The organism is Rhodococcus sp. (in: high G+C Gram-positive bacteria) (genome assembly GCF_049591685.1).
Taxonomy (GTDB): domain Bacteria; phylum Actinomycetota; class Actinomycetes; order Mycobacteriales; family Mycobacteriaceae; genus Rhodococcoides.
In genome coordinates this window covers 1-10,504 of record NZ_JBAWFH010000343.1, presented here as the reverse complement: position 1 = coordinate 10,504, position 10,504 = coordinate 1, and the positions used below count along the sequence as shown (strand labels likewise).

General features: G+C 65.4%; 9 protein-coding genes and 1 tRNA gene. 8 read left to right on the top strand and 2 right to left on the bottom strand.

All coding sequences use genetic code 11. The features are described from left to right. A partial coding sequence (locus tag WBQ44_RS14460) for a TPM domain-containing protein (RefSeq protein ID WP_495567365.1) occupies positions 1–1,935 on the bottom strand: 1,935 nt, incomplete at its 3' end. A gap of 113 nt (positions 1,936–2,048) precedes the next feature. Here WBQ44_RS14460 and WBQ44_RS14455 point away from each other — a divergent pair. From WBQ44_RS14455 to dnaG, 7 genes are all read left to right on the top strand, one after another. Further along, positions 2,049–2,951 carry an ABC transporter ATP-binding protein gene (locus WBQ44_RS14455; protein WP_495567364.1) on the top strand — a complete coding sequence of 301 codons (903 nt, stop codon included), beginning with the start codon at positions 2,049–2,051 and terminating at the stop codon, positions 2,949–2,951. Next, positions 2,948–3,730, top strand: coding sequence for an ABC transporter permease (locus WBQ44_RS14450; protein ID WP_495567363.1), 783 nt, complete (start codon positions 2,948–2,950; stop codon positions 3,728–3,730). The genes WBQ44_RS14455 and WBQ44_RS14450 overlap by 4 nt, the downstream gene beginning before the upstream one ends. A gap of 21 nt (positions 3,731–3,751) precedes the next feature. After that, a complete protein-coding gene (locus WBQ44_RS14445; protein ID WP_495567362.1) occupies positions 3,752–4,870 on the top strand; it encodes a sensor histidine kinase in 1,119 nt (372 codons plus the stop codon). Further along, positions 4,867–5,475, top strand: a complete 609-nt coding sequence (locus WBQ44_RS14440) for a response regulator (protein ID WP_495567361.1) — start codon at positions 4,867–4,869, stop codon at positions 5,473–5,475. Before WBQ44_RS14445 ends, WBQ44_RS14440 begins: the two co-directional genes overlap by 4 nt. A 188-nt stretch (positions 5,476–5,663) precedes the next feature. Beyond that, positions 5,664–6,269, top strand: a complete 606-nt coding sequence (locus WBQ44_RS14435) for a YdcF family protein (RefSeq protein WP_495567367.1) — start codon at positions 5,664–5,666, stop codon at positions 6,267–6,269. Beyond that, positions 6,266–7,543 (top strand): deoxyguanosinetriphosphate triphosphohydrolase, encoded by a 1,278-nt coding sequence (locus tag WBQ44_RS14430; RefSeq protein WP_495567366.1) that lies wholly within the window; start codon positions 6,266–6,268, stop codon positions 7,541–7,543. Before WBQ44_RS14435 ends, WBQ44_RS14430 begins: the two co-directional genes overlap by 4 nt. A gap of 29 nt (positions 7,544–7,572) precedes the next feature. Beyond that, positions 7,573–9,507 carry a DNA primase gene (gene dnaG / locus WBQ44_RS14425; RefSeq protein WP_495567360.1) on the top strand — a complete coding sequence of 645 codons (1,935 nt, stop codon included), beginning with the start codon at positions 7,573–7,575 and terminating at the stop codon, positions 9,505–9,507. On the opposite strand, the gene WBQ44_RS14420 is transcribed toward dnaG, so the two are convergent. Beyond that, positions 9,508–9,756, bottom strand: coding sequence for a hypothetical protein (locus WBQ44_RS14420; protein WP_495567359.1), 249 nt, complete (start codon positions 9,754–9,756; stop codon positions 9,508–9,510). A gap of 149 nt (positions 9,757–9,905) precedes the next feature. Between WBQ44_RS14420 and WBQ44_RS14415 the strand changes: the two genes are divergently transcribed. Further along, positions 9,906–9,978: transfer RNA gene (locus WBQ44_RS14415), tRNA-Asn, on the top strand. The last annotated feature ends 526 nt before the right edge of the window (positions 9,979–10,504 follow it).

Below are 10,504 nucleotides of genomic sequence, written 5' to 3'. Positions count from 1 at the left end.
GCCTCCACCGCCGCCCCGTAGAACGCTGTTGATGAGGATGCCGCCGAGGACTGCGCCGGCGACATTTCCGCCACCTCCGCCGCGCGGGCGATTGCGGTCCTCCCAGTCACGAACGTCGGCCTGTGCGCTGCGTGACGCTTGCGCAGCCAATTGTGCTGCAGCCTGGGCATGTTGAAGCGCCTTGCCGGGCTCGGAGGATTCGAGTCTGCGGGCGGCGTCGAAATGACGTTCTGCTTCTGCCAGCCGCGTTCTCGCCTCCGCGCCGACGCCTCCGCGCCGAGTCGAGATGTAGTCCCGCGCTGCCGTGATCTGCGACTGCGCGCCACCGAGGTCGCGAGCCAGTCGGGCTCGCATGAGCTCGTCCTGGGTTTTGGCCTCGGTGGCGTTCTCGATCATCGCGTCGAGTTGTTGATCTGCGGCGACGAGTTGGTTGTAGCTCCCGAGCGGATCCGACGCCTGCGACTGCTCGGCGTTTCGGAGGGCCTGCTCGGCGGCTTCTCTTGCCTGTTGCAATTGTGGTCCACCGTGTCCGACGAGACTCGCGGCATCGGTGAGATCGCGTCGCACTTCCTCGATGGCAGCGGGAAGCGTCGCGATTGCATTGCGGATATCGCTCTGCGCGTGGTCGACGGCGTCGAGCAGTGCGCGGGCCTGATCGACGGCCTTCTCCGCGGTTCGGACAGCCGAGACCAGTTCGCCCTGTTTGCCTGCCGGTTTGGCAGCGGCGTCGCGGCCGACGGCGATGTTCGACTCGGCGAGCTCGATATCCTCGCGAGCCATGTCGACGTTGGTGTCGATGGACGACAGGGCATCGGGTGCGAACTCGGTGCGCAACTCTTCGAGAATCTTCTGCGACTCGGGGACGCGTACCGACAGAGCAACGACGCCTTGCGTGAGTGAGTCCAACTTGGAGCCTGCGTTGATCAGTAGGTCCCGCATCGACTCGAATTCTGCGACCCGCGAATCGAGTTCGTGGTCGGCGCGGCCACACGAGGAGATGATGTCTATCAACATCGAGCGTCGCTGGTCGGGTGTTTCGGGAATGGCGTCGTCGAGGCGTTGACGCACTTCGAAGGCCGAGGCCAGCGCCTTCTTCGCCTGGTCGAAAGCGGTGATGAACGGCGCGGCCATTCGGTCGCCGAACTCCGACCGCGCAATGGCGAGTTCTTCCTCGCTCGCACGGACCGCGTTGTCCGTCTCGACGAGCATGGAGTGGGCGCGCGCGTCGAGGACATCGAGTGGAAGCGCGGACAGCGCAGCGGTGTCCGTGGGGTCGATCCGGTGGGCGGCTTCGATACTTGTTTTGTGCTGCTTCTTCTTTCGCCGTGACGAGTAGGCGACGGCTCCGCCACCGGCGACGAGGACTGCGCCGGCGCCGACCAACCAGGGCGTGCCCGAACTACCGGATCCCGACGACGAGTACGCCTCCTCGAGACCTCCCGCGGCAGCGATCGCGGCTCCCGGCCAATCTCTGGCGCCCAGTGCGGGCTCGATTTCGTTGACCCGGATATCGGTCTGCTCCGATGTGGTGATCTGTGACAGCGACTGGTTGACGCCGAGGTAGTAGGCGCGGCCGACCGTCGCGACCGCAAGGAGGACGTCGCGCTCCCCGAAGTCGCTGGCCCGATAAGTCTGCTCTGCCCAGTTGGCGGCCGACAAATTGTCGAAATCCGCCACGTACGTCACCCACAACCGGATCTGGCTGTTGGTGTACAGCTCGTCGATCGCCGCTTGCACGTCGGCAGTGCCGCCGGCGTCGAGCGCTTGCACGCTGTCGGTGACTTGCCCGGGGAGCCGCGAGGGTGGTTCTGCGGTCGCAGGCGCGGCTGCGCCCATCAGTGCGGTGATTCCCATGACGGTGGTGAGCGCGCCGAGGGCGAGAACCCGTCGAATCTTCGAGCGTGCGTGCCTGTGCTGTGTCCGATCGACTGCCATGTGAACCGAATCTACCGGCAGCGGGCGCGCTGCTTGACCCGTGACACCTGTCATGCCGAAGTCGTGACGCACGATCGAAGTGCAGCGCCCCCTTCGCAAGCAGAGTTGTTCTCATGACAACGACACCAGCGGTGCACCTGCAGCACCTACGCAAGAGTTACGCAGCCGTACAGGCAGTCGCCGACATCAGCCTGCGCGTCGAGCCGGGGGAGATCGTGGCGTTTCTGGGGCCGAACGCGGCGGGCAAGACGACGACCATCGACATGATGCTCGGTTTCGCCCGACCCGACTCGGGAACGGTGAACGTGTTCGGCGGGACTCCTGCCGCTGCCATCGCCGATGGTCGAGTGTCGGCGGTGATGCAGACGGGTGGGCTCATCCGCGATCTGACAGTCCGGGAAACGGTGCGGCTGACGGCATCGCTGTTCTCGCACACGAGCCCTGTCGACGACGTGCTCGAGCGCGCGGGCATCCGGGCGATCGCCGATCGCCGCGTCGCGAAATGCTCCGGAGGCGAGCAGCAACGACTACGTTTCGCCCTTGCTCTGCTCCCAGAGCCCGATTTGATCGTGCTCGACGAGCCGACAACCGGAATGGACGTCGAGGGCCGGCGCGACTTCTGGAACGCAATCCGCCGCGACGCCCGCGAGGGGCGCACGGTGATGTTCGCGACGCACTACCTCGACGAGGCCGACGCGTACGCGGATCGGATCGTGTTTCTGCGACACGGTCGAATCGTCGCCGACGGCAGTGCCGCCGAGGTCAAGAATCTCGCGTCGGGGCGGACGGTGACTGCGACGGTCGACCGCGTCGACCAGCTCGCCCTGTCGGCACTGCCCGGCGTGGACGCCGTCGAGGTACGCGGCGATCGCGTCATCGTGCGCGGACGCAACTCGGACGCCGTCGCCCGGTACCTGCTGATGCACTGCGAGGCAACCGATCTCGACATCGTCTCCACCAACCTCGAGGACGCGTTCCTCGCTCTGACCACCGATCTCGTAAGGAGCACGTCATGACCACTCGGACCCCGACATCGAGGCCCACCCTGGGCGGGTTCAGCCCTACGTTTCTCGGACTCGAGATCACCAGGTTGCTCCGCAATCGACGAACCGTGGTGTTCACACTCGTCATGCCGCCGGTGTTCTTCGTCATTTTCGGCACGCAGTCGGACTTCGCCGGCAACTATGCGTTCGCGCGGGGCAACGTGACCGCGTTCGTTGCGATCAGCATGGCCGTGTACGGCGCCATGTTGGCTGCGACGAGCGGTGGCGCCATGGTGTCGGTGGAGCGTGCTCAGGGATGGAGCAGGCAACTGCGCCTGACGCCCCTGCGGCCCGTTGCCTACATCGTCACCAAGATGCTGGTGGCGATGACCATGGGACTGGCGTCGGTGGTGACGGTCTTTCTGGTCGCCGCGGTGCTCGGAGCAGACATGCCGTTGTGGGTGTGGGTGAGCACGGGTGCCATTGCGTGGCTGGGCAGTTCGGTGTTCGCAGCTTTCGGGTTGTTCATGGGTTATCTGCTGCCGTCGGAGAACGTCATGCAGGTTCTCGGCCCTGTCCTCGCAGTGTTGGCCTTCGCCGGCGGACTCTTCGTGCCGTTGCCCGACGGAGGGTGGTTTCCAATGATCGCGCAGTTCACCCCGCTCTACGGATTGGCCGTGGTTGCACGTGCGCCGTTCACCGATCCGTCGGGTTCTGCGCTGTCGATTGCACTCGTCAACTTGGTGGTGTGGGCCGCAGCATTCGTCGTCGGCGCAGCGGTGCTGTTCCGTCGCGACACCCAACGCGTCTGAAGTGGTACTAGCGTGAACTTCATGAGGCCGGTCGAGGCAGGTGCATCCGAGAACATGGGTCGGATGTTCCGCTTCGGGTGGGTGTTCGGACTGATCTGGCTGTTCTACCTCGCCTACCCGCTGAACGCGGCGCTCGAGCTGCCGCAGCTGTGGCAGAAAGTCACCGGCACACTGCTCGTCATCGCCTTCGGTGCCACCTTCGTCGGGACCTTCCACGCTTTCCGCACAGCGAGCCGCGCCGGCCGACGAATCGCCGTGCAGTCGGCGTGGGCAGGTCTGGCGACCATGGCCGCGCTGATCTCGATTCTTGTGCTGATGATCGGAAGCGTGGCGTTCGGCGCAACCATCTACATGGCTGTGCTCGCGATCCTGACGCTTCCGGACCGGCAGGCATGGACTCTGGTGGTCGTGCTGGTGGCCATCGTCGAAGGCGTTCCGCGACTCGTGCCCGAGTGGGACCCCGGCACCTTTTTCGCCTTCCAACTCGTCATCAGTGCCGTCGCGGCATGGGGAGTCACGCAGGTGTTCCGGCGCAATCACGAACTGGCAGAGGCGCGTCAACAGCTGGCAGATCTCGCCGTCGTCGCAGAACGTGAACGGGTGAGCAGGGATGTGCACGACATCCTCGGTCACTCCTTGACCGTGATCACCGTCAAAGCAGAACTGGCAGGCCGGCTTCTCGACATCGACCCGGCGCGGGCAGCTGTCGAAATAGCGGAGGTCGAAGGCCTTGCCCGCGAAGCCCTCGGTGATGTGCGCTCGACCGTGGGCGGGATGCGCCGCATCGATGTGGCAACCGAACTCGTCAACGTCCGGTCTGCCCTCGATGCGGCGGGAATCGCCGCGACGCTTCCGCCGGATGCAGACGTGGTGCCGCTCCGTCACCGCGAACTGTTCGGTTGGGCCCTGCGGGAAGCCGTGACCAACGTGATCCGGCACAGTGGCGCACGCTGCTGCGAGGTGACCGTCGAGGCGTCGAGAATCGCGATCTCCGACGACGGCGCCGGGGCAGGCAGTGGGCCCGCTGGTGGCGGAAACGGTTTGCGCGGGCTGGCCGAGCGGGTGCAGGCCGCGAATGGAACGTTGACGCTCGGTCGCTCGTCGACCGGCGGCTTTCGAGTGGAGGTGCTGGCCGGGTGAGCATCAGACTGTTGCTGGCGGACGATCAAGCACTGGTTCGGGGTGCGCTCGCTGCGCTGCTCGACCTCGAGTTCGACCTCGAGGTCGTCGCAGAGGTCGGTCGAGGTGACGAAGTGGTCGCCGCCGCCCTGGAACACTCGCCCGATGTGGCGTTACTCGACGTGGAGATGCCGGGCCTGGACGGGATCGCCGCAACTGCCGTGCTCAGAAAGACCGTTCCGGCGTGCCGAGTGCTCATCGTCACCACGTTCGGGCGGCCGGGATACCTTCGTCGGGCGATCGACGCAGGCGCCGACGGCTTCGTCGTGAAGGACACCCCGGCAAGGCGGCTGGCCGACGCCGTTCGCCGCGTCCACATGGGCCTGCGCGTCGTCGATCCGGCGCTGGCGACCGAGACGTTGACCGATGGGGTGTCCCCGCTCACGGCGCGTGAGCACGAGGTTCTGCGTGCAGCGGCCGCAGGCGGAACAACGTCCGGGTTGGCGGCCGCGCTCCATCTGTCGGAGGGAACCGTGCGAAACCATCTGTCCGCGGCGATCGGTAAGACCGGCACAGCCAGCCGAGCAGAGGCAATTCGGGTGGCCGAGGAACGAGGTTGGCTCTGACCTTCACGGCTTTTCCGGGCCTGGTACCGCGCGCCCCGGCGGCCCCACGTCGGCGCGACTGGCAAACTCGAGGGGTGAACTCGACTCTCGACCGCGATTCGTACGGCGACTCCTATGGCGACGCGTACGACTACACCGAACCGCAGCCCGATCGCCTCGGGTTCTTCGGCACGCTCGGTCGGTGGACGATGCGCCTGATCGTCGGCGTCGTGCTGATCGCACTGGTCCTCGTCGCCGGCACCGCCGCGCGCGTGTGGCAGGTCGCTCGCATCGACGACTACACGCCGGCCGCCGCCATCGTCGTGCTCGGTGCGGCGCAGTACTCGGGTACACCGTCCACCGTCTTCGAGGCGAGGTTGTCGCAGGCGGCATCGTTGTTCGAGGCCGGAGTTGCGCCGGAGATCGTCACGGTGGGCGGGAAACAAGAAGGCGATCTGTTCACCGAGGCGGCGTCCGGGCGCAACTACCTGATGGACCAGGGCATCCCGGGGGAGAGCATCACCGCCGTCGAGCAGGGGTCCGACACGCTCGAAAGTATCGAGGCAGTAAGCGACATCCTGCTCGCAGAGGGCAAGAATTCTGTTGTGCTGGTGAGTGATCCGTGGCACTCGCTGCGGACGCGCACCATGGCACGAGACGCGGGCCTCGACGCTTGGACAGCGCCCACGCGTACCGGACCCGCCGTGTACACCCGGGAGTCGCAGGCGCACGGCATTGCCCGCGAGACAGGTGCCCTGCTGTGGTACCAACTCACCCATTTCACCGCAGATTTCTCCTACACGGCAGGTCAATAACAGTGAGCGACTACGCCGAACACGACGTCGAACGATTCGTCACCGAGGCCCCCAAAACAGCAGGTCTCGACAGCGCACAAGAGAACGCGTCCCACCGCAGTGCGTTCGCGCGCGACCGAGCTCGGGTGCTGCACAGTGCAGCACTGCGGCGTCTCGCCGACAAGACTCAGGTCACCGGTCCGCGAGACGGCGACACCCCCCGTACCCGGCTGACCCATTCGCTGGAGGTCGCGCAGATCGGTCGCAGTATCGCCGAAGGACTGGGGGCGGACCCCGACCTAGTCGACCTCGCCGGCCTGGCACACGACATCGGACATCCGCCCTACGGGCACAACGGCGAACGGGCGCTCGACGAGGTTGCCGTCGACTGCGGCGGGTTCGAAGGAAATGCGCAGAACCTGCGCATCCTCACCGGGTTGGAACCGAAAATTCTCGACGCCGACGGCCGTAGCGTGGGGCTGAATCTGACGCGGGCCGCGCTCGATGCCGCGATGAAATACCCCTGGCTGCGTCCCGTCGCGGGTGCCAAGTTCGGAGCCTACGACGACAACACCGCGATCCTCGACTGGGTGCGTGACGGTGCGCCCGATCGTCGTAAGTGCCTGGAAGCGCAGTCGATGGACTGGTCCGACGACGTGGCGTACTCCGTCCACGACGTGGAGGACGGGGTTATCGACGGCAGGATCGATCTGCGCGCGCTGGGCGACCCGACCGAGCAACGAGAACTTGCCGAACTCGGTGTGCGGGAGTTCCGCGGGTTGGATGCGGGCGAGTTGGTCGAGGCTGCGGACAGGCTTTCGCGGATGCCCGTCGTGCTCGCGGCCGGGCGTTTCGACGGCACCCTCGAGGCGTCCGTGGCCCTCAAGCACCTGACCAGCGAGCTCGTCGGGCGTTTCGCGACCGCGGCGATCGACGGAACCCGCGACAAGTGGGGGACGGCGCCGCTGGCGCGCTACGACGCCGATCTGGTGGTTCCACCGATCGTCGCCTCCGAGGTGGCGTTGCTCAAGACGATGGCACTGCGGTACGTCATGTCCGACGCCGGCCACAAGATTCGTCAGGAACGTCAGCGCGACCGGATCCACCGGGTTGCGGAGTGGTTGCTGCGCTCTGCGCCGGGGGAGTTGGACCCGATTTTCGTCCCCGCCTGGAACAACGCGGAGAGCGATGCGCAGCGCACCCGAGTGGTGGTCGATCAGATCGCGTCGTACACCGAGAGCCGGTTGGAATTGATCGACAAGCGCAGCCTGGGAGCTCAGGCCAGCTGGGGGTGACCCGATGCGGGCTGGACTAGACTGCCCGTGTGGCCGGCCGAATTCCAGAACGCGACATAGCCGCCATTCGCGAACGCACTCGGATCGAAGACGTCATCGGAGATTACGTCTCGCTCAAACGCGCGGGCGGCGACTCGATGAAGGGCCTGTGCCCGTTCCACGACGAGAAGTCGCCGTCGTTCCACGTGCGGCCCAACCACGGACATTTTCACTGCTTCGGCTGCGGCGAGGGCGGCGACGCGTACTCGTTCCTCCAGAAGATCGAGCACATCTCCTTCGTCGAAGCCGTCGAGCAACTCGCCGACAGGCTGAACTATTCCATCAACTACGAGGGCGGCGGCACGTCCGTCCAACGTGACCGTGGCACACGGGCCAGGCTCATTGCAGCCAACGCCGCAGCCCAGGAGTTCTACGCCGCGCGGCTGCGCGAGCCGGACGCTCAGGCTGCCCGCGACTACCTCACCGAACGCAACTTCGACGGCCAGGCCGCGCTCACCTACGGGTGTGGCTACGCGCCCGACGGCTGGGACACCCTCACCAAGCATCTTCTGGGCCGCGGTTTCGAGGCGAAGGAGATCGTCGACGCAGGCCTGGCAACCCCCGGGAAACGTGGCACACCGATCGACCGATTCCGCCGCAGGCTCGTATGGCCCATTCGCAGCCAGAGCGGTGACGTCATCGGATTCGGGGCGCGCAAGCTGTTCGACGACGACACCATGCCGGGCAAATACATCAATACCCCGGAAACCATGCTGTACAAGAAGTCTCAGGTGTTGTTCGGCCTGGACCTCGCGCGCAAGGACATCGCGAAGTCGCACCAGGCCGTCATCGTCGAGGGATACACCGACGTCATGGCCATGCACCTCGCCGGCGTCAAGACAGCGGTGGCAGCGTGCGGCACTGCGTTCGGTGAGGACCACCTCGCCATGCTGCGTCGATTGATGATGGACGACAGCTACTTCCGCGGCGAAGTCATCTACACGTTCGACGGCGACGCAGCAGGTCAAGCGGCAGCGATGAAAGCGTTCGAGGGCGACCAGAAGATAGCCGGGCAGACGTTCGTCGCGGTCGCGCCGGACGGCATGGATCCCTGCGAGTTGCGGCAGAAATCCGGCGACCCTGCAGTACGCGATCTGGTGGCCCGCCGCACGCCGATGTTCGCCTTCGTCGTCAAATCGCTTCTGAGCGAACATGATCTGGACACACCCGAGGGTCGTGTCGAAGCTCTCCGTCGTACGGTCCCTGTCGTAGCGCGGATCAAGGACGCGTCGCTTCGTGACGAGTACGCGCGTCAGCTCGCCGGGTGGACCGGCTGGGACGACACCGCGATGGTGCTTGCCCGTGTGCGCGACGAAGCGAAGAAGAACGCTCGCGGAGGCGGCGACACCTCGAACGGCAAACGCGTGCCGTTCGACAAGCGTCAGGCACCCGTGGCCGAGGTTCCGGCAGGACCGGTTCGCCCGCAGCCGAAGGACCCGGCGCTGTGGCCGCAACGCGAGGCCCTCAAGTCCGCTCTGCAGAACCCGGCCATCGCGGGGTCGGTCTACGACTCACTGCCGCCCGAGACGTTCACTCACCCCGCGTACGCGGCTGTCAGCCAGGCTGTCACCGCTGCCGGTGGAACTGCCGCAGGATTGGGCGGAGGGGAGTGGGTCGATGCCGTCGCCAAGCGCGCCGAGACGCCCGTCATTCGCTCGCTCGTGATGGAACTGGCCGTCGAGCATATACCCGTCGCCGAGATCGCGCTGACGCGATACATCAGCGGTGTGTTGGCCAGGCTTCAGGAAGTGTGGGTCGGTGAACAGGTCGCCGAGCTCAAATCGAAGATGCAACGCATGTCGCCGCAGGAGAACCCGGACGAGTACTACGCGTTACTCGGCGACGTCATCGCCCTCGAACAGTATCGACGCAGCCTGCTCGAGCAAGCCATCGGCAACGTCGAGGACGATTCCGCCGCCGGCTGATCAGCGTTTACGCAGCTGATCCTGAGGGATGTACAGCTGCGTCTCGTCGTCGATCGGTTTCATCGGCTCGAGCTTCGGCTGCGTGTTGAGCGAATCCGACAGCCTCTGCCGGCTCACTTCGATGACCTTCTTGGTTGCCGGGCTACCCGCCACCGCAGCAGCCGTCTTGCGAATCTGCTCGTAGCGCCCACGACCGGCCTTGGCCCCGAGAACATAGGCCGCCCCTGCCGCCACCACCAAACGAATCATCTCTGTCCTCCCAAATTTCTCTGCCGGGTCGTTCTGCAGGCTCGCGGTCCATCCTGCCTGACTCCGCCCTGACAGGGCGATTTGGTACTCACATGGGGGTGTGCGCTATTGTTTCTCTCGGCCCACACGAGAGTGCGAAGCCGAAGTAATCCCCTGTAGCTCAATTGGCAGAGCTTCCGACTGTTAATCGGACGGTTGCTGGTTCGAGTCCAGCCGGGGGAGCGCTCAGAGGCCCTCTGACCTACAGGTTTTACCTGTTAGGTTGGAGGGTCTTTCTTAGTTTCAGGTCTCGTTTGTCACGGATTGTCACAAGTTGTCACGGAGGCTTTATGGCTCCTGGTGCGTTGGTGAGTGTGCATGGGGCCACCTATGTTCGAAGTGCAACTCCGGCTAGTCGGACGGTCGAAGTCCACCAACGTATTTGGGCGCTCACGTGCCCACCGAACACCCTTACTTGCTGCCGAGCAACGGCGCCTGTGCGGTGGTGCGGCAGGACTCATCGCGTCCTGCGTCGACGGCGACGCAAATTGCATTTTCCGCACCGTGTCTCGATAAACACCAGCTCAGCACAGTTTTGCTCTGCAGACATGTCGGTGACCTGCGTTAGGCTGCTCCTATGGAGTCTCGACCAGGTCGTGCACCGGCGGTAACCACGGGCGTGGGCATCCCTGCAGGTGTTGGGTCACTGGCGGTCGAGCCGGATATCCCGCCGGCCGTCGCGAAACGCATCGCGACCGCCGTGCAGTCC

What these genes read in the sequence shown, in the direction of transcription:
- WBQ44_RS14455 (WP_495567364.1), top strand. Translation starts at nt 2,049, where the DNA reads ATGACAACGACACCAGCGGTGCACCTGCAGCACCTACGCAAGAGTTAC.
- WBQ44_RS14450 (WP_495567363.1), top strand. Translation starts at nt 2,948, where the DNA reads ATGACCACTCGGACCCCGACATCGAGGCCCACCCTGGGCGGGTTCAGC.
- WBQ44_RS14445 (WP_495567362.1), top strand. Translation starts at nt 3,752, where the DNA reads ATGAGGCCGGTCGAGGCAGGTGCATCCGAGAACATGGGTCGGATGTTC.
- WBQ44_RS14435 (WP_495567367.1), top strand. Translation starts at nt 5,664, where the DNA reads ATGCGCCTGATCGTCGGCGTCGTGCTGATCGCACTGGTCCTCGTCGCC.
- WBQ44_RS14420 (WP_495567359.1), bottom strand. Translation starts at nt 9,756, where the DNA reads ATGATTCGTTTGGTGGTGGCGGCAGGGGCGGCCTATGTTCTCGGGGCC.